Here is a 15730-nt window from a genome sequence, read left to right on the forward strand (position 1 = left end):
TCACAGATCCAGAATCGCGCGCTGCGGGTCTTCGAGGTTCTCCTTCACGCGCACCAGGAAGGTGACGGCCTCCTTGCCGTCGACGATGCGGTGATCGTAGGAGAGGGCGAGATACATCATCGGGCGCACGACGACCTGGCCGTTCACCACCACCGGGCGCTCCTGGATCTTGTGCATGCCGAGGATGCCCGATTGCGGGGCGTTGAGGATCGGCGTCGACATCAGCGAGCCATAGACGCCGCCGTTCGAGATGGTGAAGGTGCCGCCCTGCATCTCGGCGATCTGCAGCTGGCCGTCACGCGCGCGGCGTCCGAAGTCGGCGATGGTCTTCTCGATCCCCGCGAAGGAGAGCATGTCCGCGTCGCGCAGCACGGGAACGACGAGGCCCTTCTCGGTGCCCACCGCCACGCCGACGTGATAGTAATTCTTGTAGACGATGTCCTCGCCGTCGATCTCGGCGTTGACGGCCGGGATCTCCTTCAGCGCCTGGATGCAGGCCTTCACGAAGAAGCTCATGAAGCCGAGCTTCACGCCGTGCTTCTTCTCGAAGATGTCCTTGTACTGGTTGCGCAGCGTCATGGTGGCCGACATGTCCACCTCGTTGAAGGTGGTGAGCATGGCGGCGGTGTTCTGCGCATCCTTGAGGCGGCGCGCGATGGTCTGGCGCAGGCGCGACATGCGCACGCGCTCCTCGCGCGCGGCATCGGGCGCGGCCGAGGGCGCGCGTGGGGCGGGGGCGGGCGCGGGTGCCGCCGGGATCACCAGCGGACGGGCCTCCGCCGAAGGCGCGGCAGGCTTCTCGAGATGGGCGATGACGTCGCCCTTGGTGATACGGCCGTCCTTGCCGGTGCCGGCGACGGCCGCGGTATCGACCTTGTTCTCCTCCACCATCTTCCGGACGGCCGGCGAGAGCGGCTGCTCGGCCTTCGCGGGCGCCGCGGGAGCCGCAGCGGCGGGGGCGGCCGCCTCGGCCTTCTTCGGAGCTTCGGCAGCTCGGGCGGGCGCGGCACCGGCCGCGCCTTCCTCGATGAGGCCGAGGAGGGCGCCGACGTTCACCGTGCTGCCGGGCTCGGCGGAGATCGCGGCGAGCTTGCCGGAGGCTGGGGCCGGAACCTCGACCGTCACCTTGTCGGTTTCGAGCTCAACCAGCGGCTCGTCGGCCTTGACGGCATCGCCGGCCTGCCTGAACCACTTCGCAATGGTGGCCTCGGTGACCGATTCACCGAGAGCCGGAACGCGGATTTCCTTTGCCATTCTGTCTGTCCCTTAAGCCTTGCTGTCGCCGAGCGCTTCCTCGAGGAAGCTCTTCAGTTCCTTGAGGTGCCTGCTCATCAATCCGGTTGCCGTGGAGGCGGAGGCGGAACGCCCCACATAGCGCGGGCGCGGGTTCCTGGCGGCCACGAATTCCAGCGCGCGCTCGATGTTGGGCTGCACGAAGCTCCAGGCGCCCATGTTGTAGGGCTCTTCCTGGCACCACACGAACTCCGCCTGCCTGAAACGCGAGAGGATGTTGATGAGGGCCTTGTGCGGCCAGGGATAGAGCTGCTCGACGCGGATCAGGTAAACGTCGGTGAGGCCGCGCTTCTCGCGCTCCTCGTAGAGGTCGTAATAGACCTTGCCGGAACACAGGATGACGCGCCGGATCTTGTCGTCGGCGACGAGCTTCACGCTTTCGCCCGGCAGCATCTCGGCATCGTCCCACAGGAGGCGGTGGAAGGACGTGCCTTCGCCCATCATGGAGAGCGGCGAGGTGGCGCGCTTGTGGCGGAGCAGCGACTTCGGCGTCATCAGGATCAGGGGCTTGCGGATGTCGCGCTTCAGCTGCCGCCTGAGAATGTGGAAGTAGTTGGCGGGTGTGGTGCAGTTCGCCACCTGCATGTTGTCTTCCGCGCACATCTGGAGATAGCGTTCGAGACGGGCGGAGGAATGCTCCGGCCCCTGGCCCTCGTAGCCGTGCGGCAGCAGCACGACGAGTCCCGACATGCGCAGCCACTTGCGCTCGCCGCTCGAGATGAACTGGTCGAACACCACCTGCGCGCCGTTGGCGAAGTCGCCGAACTGCGCTTCCCAGATCGTCAGCGCATTGGGCTCGGCCAGCGAGTAGCCGTATTCGAAGCCCAGCACCGCCTCTTCCGAGAGCATGGAATTGATGGCGTCGATCTTCACCTGCTGGTCCTTCACCAGGTGGTTTAGCGGGGTGTAGCGCTTCTCCGTTTCCTGGTCGACGAGCACGGCGTGGCGCTGCGAGAAGGTGCCGCGCTGCACGTCCTGGCCGGAGAGCCGAACGGGGAAGCCCTCGAGCAGCAGCGTGCCGAATGCGAGGTGCTCGGCCATCGCCCAGTCGATGCCGCTGCCGTCCTCCATCATCTTGCGGCGGGCGTCGAGCACGCGCTGCATGGTGCGGTGGACCTTGAAGGTCTTCGGGATCTTGGTGAGCTTGAGGCCGATGTCCTTCAGCTTGTCGACGGGAACGCCGGTGTCGCCCTTCCTCGGCTCCTCGTGGTCCCTGGCGGCCTTGAGGCCGGCCCAGCGGCCGTCGAGCCAGTCCGCCTTGTTGGCCTTGTAGCCCTCGGCGGCGGTGAAGTTCTCGTCCAGCGTCTTGCGGTAGGCGGCCTTCATGGCGTCGAACTCGTCCGCGGCGATGACGCCTTCCTCGACGAGGCGCTTGCCGTAGAGCGCCACCACGGTGGGCTGGCCGGCGATGCGCTTGTACATCAGGGGCTGGGTGAAGGCCGGCTCGTCGGTCTCGTTGTGGCCGAAGCGGCGGTAGCAGAACATGTCCACCACCACCGGCTTCTTGAACCGCTGCCGGAACTCGGTGGCGATCTTGGCGGCGTAGACGACCGATTCCGGATCATCGCCGTTGCAGTGGAAGATCGGCGCCTCGATCATCTTGGCGACGTCGGAAGGGTAGGGCGAGGAGCGCGACCAGTGCGGGCTGGTGGTGAAGCCGATCTGGTTGTTGACGATGAAGTGGATGGAACCGCCAGAGCGGTGGCCGCGCAGCCCCGAGAGCCCGAAGCATTCCGCGACGACGCCCTGGCCGGCGAAGGCGGCATCGCCGTGGATCAGCAGCGGCAGCACCGAGGTGCGCTCCTTGTCCTTCCTCTGGTCCTGCTTGGCGCGCGCCTTGCCGAGCACCACCGGATCGACGATCTCGAGATGGGAGGGGTTGGCGGTGAGCGAGAGGTGGACGTTGTTGCCGTCGAAGGTGCGGTCGGAGGAGGAGCCGAGGTGGTACTTCACGTCGCCCGAGCCCTCGACCTCGTCCGGTGTGGAGGAGCCGCCCTTGAACTCGTGGAAGATCGCCGAGAAGGGCTTCGACATGACGTTGGCCAGCACGTTGAGGCGGCCGCGGTGCGCCATGCCGAGCACGATCTCCTTGAGGCCGAGCTGGCCGCCGCGCTTGATGATCTGCTCGAGCGCGGGGATCATCGATTCCCCGCCGTCGAGGCCGAAGCGCTTGGTGCCGGTGTATTTCACGTTGAGGAACTGCTCGAAGCCTTCCGCCTCGATCAGCTTGTTGAGGATCGCCTTCTTGCCTTCGGGCGTGAAGGTGATCGGCTTCGCCGCGCCTTCGATGCGCTCCTGGATCCAGGCCTTCTGCTCGGGGTCCGAGATGTGCATGAACTCGACGCCGAGCGTGCCGCAATAGGTGCGCTGCAGGATGGCGACGATCTGGCGCACCGTGGCGTGCTCAAGGCCCAGCACCTTGTCGAGGAAGATCGGGCGGTCCATGTCGGCCTCGGTGAAGCCGTAGGAGGCGGGATCGAGCTCGGGGTGGCTCTCGGGCTTCTTGAGCTTCAGGGGGTCGAGGTCGGCGGCGAGATGGCCGCGCATGCGGTAGGCGCGGATCATCATCAGCGCGCGCACCGAATCCATCGTGGCCTTGCGCACGTCGTCCGCCGAGAGGCCGGGCGCCTTGGCCTCGCCCTTGCCGGGCTTCGCGGCGGGGGCGGGGGTTGCGGGCCAGTTGCCGTCGAAGGCGGAGACGAGCTCGCCCGATTCGGGCCTCGGCCAGTCCTTCCTCGCCCAGGAGGGGCCGCTCACCTGGCGGCGGGCGAGCTCGGCATTGTCCTCGAGACCGGCAAAGAACTGCCGCCAGTGGGTGTCCACGGCGGCAGGGTTCTCGAGATATTTCGCGTAGAGCTGTTCGATGAACTGGGCGTTGCCGCCATAGAGGAAGGAGGTTTGCTCGAAGGCAGTCGTGAGATCGGTCTTGTTCATCCCATTTTCCTCTGTCCGGGCGCTCCCCGGGGCGTTGCGCCTGAAGGGCCCTTCAGCCCTTCAGCTTCTTCACCAGCGTCTTGCCAAGCAAAGCGGGCGAATCCGCGACGGCGATGCCGGCGCGCTTCATCGCCTCGATCTTCGATTCCGCCCCGCCCTTGCCGCCGGAAATGATGGCGCCGGCATGGCCCATGCGGCGGCCGGGCGGCGCGGTGCGGCCCGCGATGAAGCCCGCCATGGGCTTCTTGCGCCTGGACTTCGCGATGAACTCCGCCGCGTCCTCCTCCGCAGATCCGCCGATCTCGCCGATCATGATGATCGATTCCGTGGCGTCGTCGGCGAGGAACATCTCCAGCATGTCGATGAACTCGGTGCCCTTCACGGGGTCGCCCCCGATGCCGACGGCGGTGGTCTGGCCGAGGCCTTCCTGGGTCGTCTGGAACACCGCCTCGTAGGTGAGGGTGCCGGAGCGCGAGACGATGCCGACCGAGCCCTTCTTGAAGATGTTGCCCGGCATGATGCCGATCTTGCACTCGTTGGGCGTCAGCACGCCCGGGCAGTTCGGCCCGATGAGGCGCGACTTGCTTCCCGAGAGCGCGCGCTTCACCTTCACCATGTCCATCACCGGGATGCCCTCGGTGATGCAGACGATCAAGGGGATCGCGGCGTCGATCGCCTCGAGGATGGCGTCCGCGGCAAACGGCGGCGGGACGTAGATCACGGAGGCATCGGCCCCGGTGGCCTGCTTCGCATCCCATACCGTGTCGAATACGGGGAGGCCGATGTGCTTTGTGCCGCCCTTGCCCGGGGTGACGCCCGCCACCATCTGCGTGCCGTAGGCGATGGCCTGCTCGGTGTGGAAGGTGCCGTTGTTGCCGGTGATGCCCTGGCAGATGACCTTGGTGTTCTTGCCGACGAGAATGGACATCAGGCCGCTTCCTTCACAGCTTTGACGATCTTGGCCGCCGCGTCGTCGAGATCGTCGGCGGGGATGACGTTGAGGCCAGACTCGCCGATGATCCTCTTGCCGAGGTCGACGTTGGTGCCCTCGAGGCGCACGACGAGGGGAACCTTGAGGCCCACCTCCTTCACCGCGGCGATGACGCCTTCGGCGATCACGTCGCATTTCATGATGCCGCCGAAGATGTTGACGAGGATGCCCTTCACCTTGGGGTCCGCGGTGATGATCTTGAAGGCCGCCGCCACCTTTTCCTTCGAGGCGCCGCCGCCCACGTCGAGGAAGTTGGCGGGTTCGGCGCCGTAGAGCTTGATGATGTCCATCGTCGCCATTGCCAGGCCCGCGCCGTTCACCATGCAGCCGATCGAGCCGTCGAGCGCCACGTAGGAGAGGTCGAACTTCGAGGCCTCGATCTCCTTCGGGTCCTCCTCCGTAAGATCGCGCAGCTCCTTGATCTCGGGGTGCCGGTCGAGGGCGTTGGAGTCGAAATTGATCTTGGCGTCGAGGCAGATCAGGTTGCCGTCCTTCGTCACCACCAGCGGGTTGATCTCGAGGAGGCTCATGTCCTTCTCGACGAAGGCCTTGTAGAGCTGGCCGATCATCCGCACGCACTGCTTCACCTGATCGCCCTCGAGCTTCAGCGCCGCAGCGATGCGGCGGCCGACATAGGGGGCATAGCCCGCCGCGGGGTCCACCTGCACGGTGATGATCTTCTCCGGCGTGGCGTGCGCCACCTCCTCGATGTTCATGCCGCCCTCGGTCGAGGCGATGAAGGCGACGCGCGATGTCTCGCGGTCCACCAGGATCGAGAGATAGAGTTCGCGGGCAATCGCCGTGCCTTCCTCGATGTAGAGGCGCTGCACCAGCTTTCCTTCAGGTCCCGTCTGGTGGGTGACGAGCGTCATGCCCAGCATGCGGGCGGCTTCCGCCTTCACCTCTTCCACCGACTTCACGACCTTGACGCCGCCGCCCTTGCCGCGGCCGCCGGCATGGATCTGGGCCTTCACCACCCAGACGGGGCCGCCCAGGGTTTCCGCGGCCTTGACCGCCTCGTCCACGCTGAAGGCCGGGATACCGCGGCCCGTCGGCACGCCGAAGCCGCGGAGCACTTCCTTGGCCTGGTATTCATGAATGTTCATCTGCGCTCCCTCGGGTTTACGTGCGCGTCAGCTATTCAGGCGAGATCGGGGGCGATGGTCTTCGCCGCGGCCATGAGGCCATGCACCGCATCCACCGACTTCTTGAACCCGGCCTTGTCCTCTTCGTTCAGGGAAATCTCGGCGATGCGCTCCACGCCCCCGGCGCCGATCACCACCGGAACCCCGACGTAAGTGTCGCTCACGCCATATTGGCCGGTGAGATGGGCGGCGCAGGGCAGGAGGCGCTTCTTGTCCTTCAGGTAGCTTTCGGCCATGGCGATGGCCGAGGTGGCGGGCGCGTAATAGGCCGAACCCGTCTTGAGAAGGCTCACGATCTCGGCGCCGCCGTCGCGTGTGCGCTGCACGATCTTGTCGATCCGCTCCTGGGTGGACCAGCCCATCTTGACGAGGTCCGGCACGGGGATGCCGGCGACCGTGGAATAGCGGATCAGGGGAACCATGGTGTCGCCGTGGCCGCCCAGCACGAAGGCCGTAACGTCTTCCACGGACACGTTGAATTCCTCCGCCAGGAAGTGGCGGAAGCGGGCGGAGTCGAGCACGCCCGCCATGCCGACCACCTTGCTGGTGGGAAGGCCCGAATATTTCTGGAGCGCCCAGACCATGACGTCGAGCGGGTTGGTGATGCAGATGACGAAGGAGTGAGGGGCATGCTGGCGGATGCCGGCACCCACCGAAGCCATCACCTTGAGGTTGATGCCGAGGAGGTCGTCACGGCTCATGCCGGGCTTCCGCGGCACGCCGGCGGTGACGATGCAGACGTCTGCCCCGGCGATCGCCTCGTAGGAATTGGCGCCGGAAAGCCTGGCGTCGAAGCCTTCCACGGGTCCCGACTGGGCGATGTCCAGCGCCTTGCCCTGGGGGAGGCCTTCCGCAATGTCGAACACGACGATGTCGCCCAGTTCCCTGAGGGCAGCGAGATGCGCCAGCGTGCCGCCGATCATGCCGCCGCCGATCAACGCGATTTTCTTCCGAGCCATGTCTGATGTCCTTCTTGAGGCGAGCCGTCAGGTCGTTTTGCATTGCAAAAGCGACGTTGGTGTAGCCCCGTTATCTACCACCTTCAAGACGCGCGCCTAGTCAATTCGAACTATAAACTTGACCAAAACGTCAAGTTTCGGCGATTTTTTTGCCCCACCAGGAGGCTGACTGCATCTCCTTGAGGCGCGAGACGGTTCTGCCGAATTCCAAGGCATGCTCACCCGCCGGATAGATCGCCTCCGGGGCTTGCGCGGAACTCGCCACCAGCCTGACCTTGCCGTCATAGAGCGTATCGACAAGGAGGACGAAGCGCTTGGCCTCGTTCCGCCGCTCCGGCCCCAGAGCGGGAATGCGCTCGACGAAGAGAATGCGGAAGTTGTGGGCAAGCGCCAGGTAATCCGGCGGGCCCAGGGGTTTCGCGCAGAGATCGTCAAAGCTGAACCGGGCGCAGCCATGGGCGGCTTCCGGCACGTGCAGCCTGCGGCCGAGGACGTCGATCTCCATCGGTTCGCCGTGCTCCGTATCGGTGAGCCTCCGCCACAGGTCCTGGAGGCGGGAATCGGTTTCCGGAGAGAGGGGGGTGAGAAATGTCTCGTGCGCCTTGACCCGGCCCAGGCGGTAGTCGGTCGCGCTGTCGAGGGACACGACCTCGAGCCTCGCGGCGATGAGCGCGATGAAGGGCAGGAAGAGCTGGCGGTTCAGGCCGTCGCGGTAGAGGTCCTGCGGGGCCAGGTTGGAGGTGGTGACGATGACGGTGCCGGCCGCGAGCAGGCCCTCGAAGAGGCGGCCCACGATCATGGCGTCGGCGATGTCGGTCACCTGCATCTCGTCGAGGCAGAGGAGGCTTGCCTCCTTCGCCAGTTCCCGGGCGACGGGGGCGATCGCATCCTGCGCCTGTGAGCGGCGGGCGGCATGGAGGCGGGCGTGGACGTCCTGCATAAAGGCGTGGAAGTGCACCCGGCGCTTCGGCTGGACCTCCACGGCGGCATAGAACAGGTCCATCAGCATGGTCTTGCCGCGGCCGACCTCGCCATGGATGTAGAGGCCCTTGGGCGGAGGCGGCGGCTTCCTCAGGAAACCGAGGAGCCCGGAGGGCCTGCGCGCTTCCTTCAGCCGCCCGGCCAGCTCGTCGAGCTTTTCCGCGACGGGACGCTGGGCAGCGTCCGGCTTGAGGGCGCCGGTCCCGCGGCGGCGGTCGTATTCCTCGCGCACGGCGCCCATTGCGGGGATCACCCGTTTCCGAGGAAGTGCCGCAGCAGGGTTGCGTGGGCAGCAAGCACCGAAGAAAAGCTGAAGGCCGAAATCACGATGCCGAGGCGGGAGAGCGGCTCGAGCCCCCGGTCGATCGAGCGCTTGCGGATGTTGAAGACGAAGGCCAGGGCGCCGAAGATCACGAGCAGCACCTGGTCGATCGCGAGGCCCGCCAGGATGATGAGCGCACCCGCCGCCATGAGCCCGAAGCGCGCCCCGGACCCCATCAGCCGGCCGAGCACGGAGCGCAGCGCCACGCCGCCGTCGAGCGGCTCCACCGGCAGCAGGTTGAAGAGGTTGAGCGCACAGGAGACGATGCCCAGCATGGCGGCCGTTTCGCCATGCGGCAGGCCCATCCAGACCCACAACATGCAGCCCGCCGAGAGGAGCACGCTGAAGCCCGGCCCCATGAGGGCCGAGAAGACGATCTGGGCCTGGCTGGTGAAACCGACGCGCGGCACGGCCACGGCGCCGAGGAAGGGAAGGAAGACGAGCCGCCCCCAGGGCTGGCCGATGAGCCGGTAGGCGAGGAGATGGCCGAATTCATGAACAAGCAGGGCCACCACGAGAAGCCCGGCAAAGGTCCAGCCGAAGGCATAGGCGAAGGCATAGAGCGAGGCGACGCCGGTGAGCGAAGCCACCGCCGCGGAGATCAGCGCATCGGCCCGGAAATTCGGCACGCCGGTTTCGGCCACGCCCTTGATGCGGTGGACGCTGCCCCAGAGATCGGCCCGCGCGAGGAGCTGCGCCAGAAGCGGCCGGGGGCCCCACCGGTGCATGAGGGTGAGCATGGTTCCGCCCTGCTGGGGAACGAGCTCCGCCCTGATGCTGAGAAGCTGGCTGTTGCTGGACTGGCCCTCGAGCCCCACGCGCTCGGCCTCCAGTCGAAACGGCACGTCGCGCCGGCTGACCCGGAACAAGGCCTCGCCGGATTGCACCGCCCCGGTGGCGAGCGGCGTCGTGAAGCTGAGCTTGTAGGTGCGGCTTGCGGGATCGACCAGCATCGAGCGCACGCGCGTCCTCTGCCAGCGCTGCGTCTCGCCTTCGCTGAAATCGACGAGCGCGAAGACCTTCTCCGGCGGCGCGGCAATGAAGATGCGGGCGCGCGGCGTAACCCTGACGCGCAGGCCGAGAAGCGCGATGAGCAGGAGGATCAGGGGCAGCTCGTGCCCCAAATTGCTCATGACCTCCGGACTCACCTCGGCACTCCCCGTTCCCCGCTGTGCCGCAGCTTGCGCGAGGGAACTCTTTCTGGCGTTAACGCGCCGGCCCGCGCCGGACGACAGGGTGAAGAATGTCCGAACGATCCGGGGCTGAGAGGATGTCGCACGGGCTAGAGCGTCTGGCCGGTCTTCTTCCAGTCCGCCAGGAACAGCTCGATTCCCCTGTCGGTCAGCGGGTGCTTGACCAGCGACTTGATCACCGCGGGCGGGCAGGTCGCGACGTCGGCGCCGATCAGCGCCACCTGCTTGACGTGCAGCGCGGTGCGCACCGAGGCCGCGAGGATCTCGGTGTCGAAGGCATAGTTGTCGTAGATCTGCCGGATCTCGGCGATGAGGTCGGTGCCCTCGAGGTGAATGTCGTCGAGCCTGCCGATGAAGGGCGAGATGAAGGAGGCGCCTGCCTTGGCGGCGAGCAGGGCCTGGTTGGCCGAGAAACACAGCGTGACGTTCACCATGCAGCCGTCGGAGGAGAGCGCCTTGCAGGCCCTGAGGCCATCGAGCGTCAGCGGCACCTTGATCGCGACGTTCTTCGCGATCTTCCGGAGATCGGCCGCCTCGCGCATCATTCCTTCATAGTCGAGCGAGACGACCTCGGCCGAGACCGGGCCCTCGACGATGCCGCAGATCTCGGCGATCACGTCCTTGAACTGGCGGCCCGACTTGGCGACGAGCGAGGGATTGGTGGTGACGCCGTCGAGCAGGCCCAGATCGGCGAGTTCCCGGATGTCCTTCACTTCGGCGGTATCGGCAAAGAATTTCATGGCTCAGCGTCCTTCCTTGTGGGCCGGACGCTTAACCCCGGGGGCTTCCCAAATCAACCGCGGATCTGCGCCGCATTGCAGCCGTGCGGCCTCGCACAGGGCAGACACGAGCTGGGAGAGATCGCCCTGGGCGAGGGGCTGCTGGTCGACTGCCGAAACCGGCCGCACGAAGCGCAGGCTGTTGGTGAGGAACACGGCTTCCGCCCCGGCGAGTTCACCGGGGGCGACGGCGCGCTCCTCGGTTTCGATCCCGAGATGCGCAGCCGTGTGGAGGAGGGCCTGGCGCATGACGCCGGTGAGGATGCCCTGGCCGCGCGCCGGGGTCACCAGCCTTCCCTCCTTCAGCAGGAACAAATTGGCGATGGTCGAGGAGGCGGCGTTGCCCTCGGTGTTGAGCATCAGCGCGTCTTCCATGCCGCGCGCCGCCGCCTCGCGCGCGGCGGCGACGTTGTCGATGTAGGAGAGCGTCTTCAGCCGCGAGGACATGCTGTGCGGATTGCGGCGGATCGCCGTGGAGGCCAGCGCCACCGGGCGGAACATCAGCCCGGGATCGAAGGGATCGAGGGTGAGCAGCAGGCTCGAGGTGCCGCCAGTGGCGGCAAGGCCGCGCCCGGCGCTGCCGCGCGTCAGCGTGACGCGCAGCACCTGGTGGGAGGAGGGCGCGCCGGCGAGCAGCTCCTCCAGGGCGTCATCCAGCAGGTTGCGGTCGAAGCCGATCCCCAGTTCGCGGGAGGAGGCCTCGAGCCTGGCGAAATGCATGTTGCCCCAGAGCGGCGTGCGGTTGAGGACGAGGATCGTCTCGAACAGCCCGTCTCCCAGCAGCAGGCCGCGCTCGCCGCGGTCGAGCGCGAGCGCGCCGGTGACGAGCGCGCCGTTGAACCAGGTGCGGCTCATCGCGCCACCTTCAGGAAGTTCCCGAGCATGTCGTAGCCCCCTTCGGTCAGGATCGATTCGGGGTGGAACTGTAGGCCGTAGGTGGGGTGGGATTTGTGGCTGAGCCCCATGATCTCGCCCTCGTCGCTGCGCGCCGTCACCTCGAGCGGCGTGCCGGGGCTTTCGATCTCGACGATGAGCGAGTGGTAGCGCCCGGCGCTGAAGCGCGGCGGCAGGCCCTCGAACAGGCCCTTGCCGTCATGGTTGATCTCGGAGGAATCGCCGTGCATCGGGCGCCTCGCGCGCTTCACCGTGCCGCCGAACACCTCGCCCATGACCTGGTGGCCGAGGCAGATGCCGAGGATGGGGAGCTTTCCCGAGTATTCGCGCATGATCTCCATGGACTGGCCCGCCTCGCGCGGCGTGCAGGGGCCCGGCGAGATGACGACGGCGTCGGCCGCAGCGAGGTCCTCCGCCGTGACGGCATCGTTGCGGACCACCCGGGTTCTCTCTCCCAGTTCCTCGAAATAGCGCGCGACGTTGTGGACGAAGGAATCATAGTTGTCGACGATGAGGATCATGGCTGGAAGGCCTCCATGACGCGGCGGATCTTGGTGAGGCTCTCCTCGTATTCGGCAGGAGGCTGCGAGCGCGCGGTGATGCCGCCGCCGCCCTGCACGCGCGCCACCTGCCCCGAGAACTGCGCGGTGCGGATGGCGATGTTGAGGTCGCTCCTGCCGTTGAAGCCGAGATAGCCGATCGACCCGCAATAGACGCCGCGCGGGGCCTGCTCGATCTCCGCGATGATCTCCATGGCGCGGATCTTCGGCGCGCCGGTGATCGAGCCTCCCGGGAAGGCGGCGCCGATCAGGTCACCCATGCCGCAGCCGTCCTTCAGCTCGCCGGTGACCACGGAGACGAGGTGATGGACATTGGCATAGGTCTCGAGCCCGCAGAGCACCGGCACCCTGACGGTGCCGGGCTTCGCCACGCGGGAGAGGTCGTTCCGCAGGAGATCGACGATCATCACGTTCTCGGCGCGGTCCTTGCGGCTCGCCGCGAGGTCGGCGATGAGGCTCGCATCGCGCGAGGGATCGGCATCGCGCCGCCTGGTGCCCTTGATCGGGCGGGCCTCGACGCGGCCCTCCTCGCAGGAGAGCAGGCGCTCGGGCGAGGAGGAGGCGACCTGGACCGCGCCATAGTCGAGGAAGGCGGAGAATGTGGCGGGGTTCTTCAGCCGCAGCACGCGGTAGAAGGCCAGGGGATCGAAGCCTTCCGGAACGGGTGCGGAAAAGGTCTGGGTGATGTTGGCCTGGAAGATGTCGCCCGCAAGGATGTATTCGATGGCGCGGGCGATTGCCTTCTCGTAATCGGCGCGGGCGAAGTTCGACTGCCACCCGGGGATGGCGTGGCTCCCGGCGGGCCTGGGCGGGCGGGCGAGGAGCTCCTCCAGCTCCTCGGCGCGCTCCTCCGTCTCCGAGACAATCCATGCACGTTCCTGCATGTGATCGAAGCCCGCGACGCAGTCGAAATGGTGGAGCATGAGATCCGGGCAGAGCGGGGCGAAAGCGGGGATCCTGGCGTGGGGCTCCAGGCTCCGGCCGAAATCATAGGCGATGTATCCGGCAAGGCCGCCCTGGAAGGGCGGAAGGCCCGGCACGTGGCGCTGCCGGTTCTGCGCGAGAAGCCGGTCGATGACGGCAAGCGCCGTTCCAGCCTGCGGCACGCCGTCGAGGAAGGTTCGCCCGGCATTCACCTCGAGCGTCGCCTTCGGATTGCAGGCGAGGAAGGAATAGCGGCCGAGATGCTCCGAGCGCATCACGCTTTCGAGCAGCGTGAGATGGCGCTGGCCCTTCAGCCGGAGCGCCAGGGCGGAAGGCTCGAGGCAGATGATTTCCCGAACATGAGGTTCCCGCATGGGCGGCCATATAAGGCTGGAAGCGGCCTGCCCCCAAGTCTATTTCAGACCGCATGACGGGCGATTCCGCCATAGCCGAAATCCTGCTGCCGCTGGCGCTCGAGGGCCCCTATTCCTATCGGGTGCCGCCCGGCATGGCGCTGGAGCCGGGGCGCTACGTGGTGGTGCCGCTCGGGCCCCGGCAGATGATCGGCGTCGTCTGGGCGCTGAAGGCTCGAGCCTCGACGGAGAAGACGCTGCGCGAGGTGGCGGGGGTGTTCGACATGGCGCCCATGCCCGAGACGCACCGGAGGTTCGTGGACTGGCTTTCCGCCTATTACCTCGAACCGGCCGGAAACGTGCTGCGCATGGTGCTCCGATGCCCGGGGGCCTTCGAGGGCCCGCGGGAGCAGATCGCCTACCGCGCCACCGAATCGGTTCCGAAACGGATGACGCCGCAGCGCAGCCGGGTTCTCGAGATCGCGCGCGAGGGCTTCGCCATGCGCGCTGCGGAGCTGGCCGAGGCGGCGGGGGTGGGCACCTCGGTGGTCAAGGCGCTGGCCAGGGACGGCGCGCTCGAAGCGGTGGCGCTTCCCGCCCTCCGGCCCTTTCCCGTTCCCGACCTCAATGCCGGAGGCTTCACCCTCAGCGCGGACCAGAAGGTGGCGGCGGAAGCCCTGCGCGCCATGGTGGCCGAACGCCAGCACAGGGTGATGCTGCTCGACGGGGTGACGGGATCGGGCAAGACGGAGGTCTATTTCGAGGCGATGGCGGCGGCACTCGCTGGCGGCGGGCAGGTGCTGCTGCTGCTTCCCGAGATCGCGCTCACGCAACCGTTCCTCGCCCGTGTCGAAAACCGATTCGGATGCGAGCCGGCGCAATGGCATTCGGACCTCAGGCCGCGCGAGCGCGAACGCGTCTGGCGGGGGGTTGCCGACGGGTCCGCCCGGATCGTGGTGGGGGCGCGCTCGGCGCTGTTCCTGCCGTGGAAGCGGCTGAAGCTCATCGTTGTCGACGAGGAACACGAGGGCGCCTACAAGCAGGACGACGGTGTTCCCTACCACGCGCGCGACATGGCGGTGCTCTACGGCTCGATCGGGAAATTCCCCGTGGTGCTCTCTTCCGCGACACCCTCGCTCGAGACGCTCGTCAACGTGGACCGCGGGCGCTACGGCGTCGTCCGCCTCAAGGACCGGCACGGGCGGCCGGAGCTTCCCGAGATCGGCCTCATCGACATGAAGCGGGCGGCGCTCGAGCCCGGCACATGGATCTCCGAGCCGCTGTACGCGGAGGTGAGGAAGACGCTGGAGGAGGGTGACCAGGCGCTCCTGTTCCTCAACCGGCGGGGCTATGCGCCGCTCACCCTGTGCCGGGCCTGCGGGCACCGGCTGGAATGCCCCAACTGCGCGGCCTCGCTCGTCGAGCACCGGTTCCGGCGGCAGCTGATGTGCCATCACTGCGGCCATCTCGCGCCCATGCCGCAGGCCTGCCCGCATTGCCACGCGGAGGGGAAGATGGTGCCGGTGGGGCCCGGGGTGGAGCGGCTGGCGGAAGAGGCGGCCCAGCGCTTTCCCGATGCGCGGATCGCCATCCTGTCGAGCGACCTCTCGCGGGGCACGCTGCTGCGCGATGCGCTGCGCGAGGTGGAGGAGGGTCAGTACAACCTGGTGATCGGCACGCAGCTCGTGGCCAAGGGGCATCACTTCCCGCACCTCACGCTGGTGGGCGTCGTCGACGCGGACGTCGCACTCGAAACCTCCGACCCGCGCGGCGGCGAGCGCACCTGGGCGCTGATGGCGCAGGTGGCGGGCCGGGCGGGCCGCGGCGCCAAGCCCGGCCGGGCGCTGGTGCAGACCTATCTGCCCGAACATCCCCTGATGCAGGCGCTGAAGAGGGCTGAGCGCGATTCCTACCTGAACCAGGAGAAGGCGATCCGCGAGAATGCCGGGCTTCCGCCCTACGGCCGTCTCGCGGCGCTCATCGTTTCGGGGGCCGACAGCGGCGAGACGGAGCGCTTCGCGAGGAACCTCGGCCTCATCGCGCCTGTGGCGGAGGGTGTGACGGTGCTCGGCCCCGCGCCAGCCCCCATCGCCCTGCTGCGCGGGCGGCACCGCTGGCGGTTCCTGGTGAAGGCCAGGCGCGAGGTGAACGTGCAGGCCTTCCTGCGGCTGTGGCTGAAGGACGTCCACCCCAAGGGCTCGCTGGCGCTGCAGGTGGATGTCGATCCGTATAATTTCCTGTGAGGCTTGCCCCGTTCCCCACGAGGAAGTGAAGTAGTGTTCACCGCCTGTCAGGGCGTAGACAAGTATCTGATCTGGCTTGATCTTCGTAGCAGCCTCTGGTCTGGCGGTGCCTGGTGTTTCATCTGCGGCGCTACCTATGTGGGCTGCAGGTAGCAGGGG

12 protein-coding genes are annotated in these 15730 nt (G+C 67.1%); 1 reads left to right on the forward strand and 11 read right to left on the reverse strand.

All coding sequences use genetic code 11. From position 1 onward, the window contains the following. The 11 genes from odhB to pabB form a co-directional block, all read right to left on the reverse strand. Positions 1-1254, reverse strand: coding sequence for a 2-oxoglutarate dehydrogenase complex dihydrolipoyllysine-residue succinyltransferase (gene odhB / locus ACK4HL_RS14740; protein WP_409761644.1), 1254 nt, complete (start codon positions 1252-1254; stop codon positions 1-3). Between the two features lie 12 nt (positions 1255-1266). Beyond that, positions 1267-4227, reverse strand: coding sequence for a 2-oxoglutarate dehydrogenase E1 component (locus ACK4HL_RS14745; protein ID WP_409761646.1), 2961 nt, complete (start codon positions 4225-4227; stop codon positions 1267-1269). A 52-nt stretch (positions 4228-4279) separates the two neighbouring features. Beyond that, on the reverse strand, positions 4280-5155 hold the full coding sequence (gene sucD, locus ACK4HL_RS14750) for a succinate--CoA ligase subunit alpha (protein WP_409761648.1): 876 nt from the start codon (positions 5153-5155) through the stop codon (positions 4280-4282). Then, the gene (gene sucC, locus ACK4HL_RS14755; protein WP_409761650.1) at positions 5155-6324 is read right to left on the reverse strand and encodes an ADP-forming succinate--CoA ligase subunit beta; all 1170 of its coding nucleotides are present in this window, start codon (positions 6322-6324) and stop codon (positions 5155-5157) included. The genes sucD and sucC overlap by 1 nt, the downstream gene beginning before the upstream one ends. Positions 6325-6359: 35 nt before the next feature. Continuing rightward, positions 6360-7322: a malate dehydrogenase gene (mdh, locus tag ACK4HL_RS14760; RefSeq protein WP_409761652.1), complete on the reverse strand. Its 963-nt coding sequence runs from the start codon at positions 7320-7322 to the stop codon at positions 6360-6362. A 130-nt stretch (positions 7323-7452) separates the two neighbouring features. Further along, positions 7453-8544 (reverse strand): cell division protein ZapE, encoded by a 1092-nt coding sequence (zapE, locus tag ACK4HL_RS14765; RefSeq protein WP_409761654.1) that lies wholly within the window; start codon positions 8542-8544, stop codon positions 7453-7455. 8 nt (positions 8545-8552) lie between these two features. Further along, positions 8553-9758: a metalloprotease gene (locus tag ACK4HL_RS14770; protein WP_409761656.1), complete on the reverse strand. Its 1206-nt coding sequence runs from the start codon at positions 9756-9758 to the stop codon at positions 8553-8555. Between the two features lie 149 nt (positions 9759-9907). Next, positions 9908-10558 (reverse strand): fructose-6-phosphate aldolase, encoded by a 651-nt coding sequence (fsa, locus tag ACK4HL_RS14775; protein WP_409761658.1) that lies wholly within the window; start codon positions 10556-10558, stop codon positions 9908-9910. Positions 10559-10561: 3 nt separating this feature from the next. Then, positions 10562-11452: an aminotransferase class IV gene (locus ACK4HL_RS14780; protein ID WP_409761660.1), complete on the reverse strand. Its 891-nt coding sequence runs from the start codon at positions 11450-11452 to the stop codon at positions 10562-10564. Then, positions 11449-12012 carry an anthranilate synthase component II gene (locus ACK4HL_RS14785; protein WP_409761662.1) on the reverse strand — a complete coding sequence of 188 codons (564 nt, stop codon included), beginning with the start codon at positions 12010-12012 and terminating at the stop codon, positions 11449-11451. The genes ACK4HL_RS14780 and ACK4HL_RS14785 overlap by 4 nt, the downstream gene beginning before the upstream one ends. After that, a complete protein-coding gene (gene pabB / locus ACK4HL_RS14790; RefSeq protein ID WP_409761664.1) occupies positions 12009-13349 on the reverse strand; it encodes an aminodeoxychorismate synthase component I in 1341 nt (446 codons plus the stop codon). The genes ACK4HL_RS14785 and pabB overlap by 4 nt, the downstream gene beginning before the upstream one ends. 53 nt (positions 13350-13402) lie before the next feature. On the opposite strand from pabB, the gene ACK4HL_RS14795 reads away from it, so the two are divergent. Then, positions 13403-15571 carry a primosomal protein N' gene (locus ACK4HL_RS14795; RefSeq protein ID WP_409761666.1) on the forward strand — a complete coding sequence of 723 codons (2169 nt, stop codon included), beginning with the start codon at positions 13403-13405 and terminating at the stop codon, positions 15569-15571. Positions 15572-15730 lie beyond the last annotated feature (159 nt).

It is taken from the genome of Aestuariivirga sp. (genome assembly GCF_046294715.1).
Classification (GTDB): domain Bacteria; phylum Pseudomonadota; class Alphaproteobacteria; order Rhizobiales; family Aestuariivirgaceae; genus Aestuariivirga.

What these genes read in the sequence shown, in the direction of transcription:
- ACK4HL_RS14795 (WP_409761666.1), top strand. Translation starts at nt 13,403, where the DNA reads ATGACGGGCGATTCCGCCATAGCCGAAATCCTGCTGCCGCTGGCGCTC.
- fsa (WP_409761658.1), bottom strand. Translation starts at nt 10,558, where the DNA reads ATGAAATTCTTTGCCGATACCGCCGAAGTGAAGGACATCCGGGAACTC.
- odhB (WP_409761644.1), bottom strand. Translation starts at nt 1,254, where the DNA reads ATGGCAAAGGAAATCCGCGTTCCGGCTCTCGGTGAATCGGTCACCGAG.
- ACK4HL_RS14770 (WP_409761656.1), bottom strand. Translation starts at nt 9,758, where the DNA reads ATGAGCAATTTGGGGCACGAGCTGCCCCTGATCCTCCTGCTCATCGCG.
- ACK4HL_RS14785 (WP_409761662.1), bottom strand. Translation starts at nt 12,012, where the DNA reads ATGATCCTCATCGTCGACAACTATGATTCCTTCGTCCACAACGTCGCG.
- ACK4HL_RS14780 (WP_409761660.1), bottom strand. Translation starts at nt 11,452, where the DNA reads ATGAGCCGCACCTGGTTCAACGGCGCGCTCGTCACCGGCGCGCTCGCG.
- ACK4HL_RS14745 (WP_409761646.1), bottom strand. Translation starts at nt 4,227, where the DNA reads ATGAACAAGACCGATCTCACGACTGCCTTCGAGCAAACCTCCTTCCTC.
- mdh (WP_409761652.1), bottom strand. Translation starts at nt 7,322, where the DNA reads ATGGCTCGGAAGAAAATCGCGTTGATCGGCGGCGGCATGATCGGCGGC.
- sucC (WP_409761650.1), bottom strand. Translation starts at nt 6,324, where the DNA reads ATGAACATTCATGAATACCAGGCCAAGGAAGTGCTCCGCGGCTTCGGC.
- zapE (WP_409761654.1), bottom strand. Translation starts at nt 8,544, where the DNA reads ATGGGCGCCGTGCGCGAGGAATACGACCGCCGCCGCGGGACCGGCGCC.
- pabB (WP_409761664.1), bottom strand. Translation starts at nt 13,349, where the DNA reads ATGCGGGAACCTCATGTTCGGGAAATCATCTGCCTCGAGCCTTCCGCC.
- sucD (WP_409761648.1), bottom strand. Translation starts at nt 5,155, where the DNA reads ATGTCCATTCTCGTCGGCAAGAACACCAAGGTCATCTGCCAGGGCATC.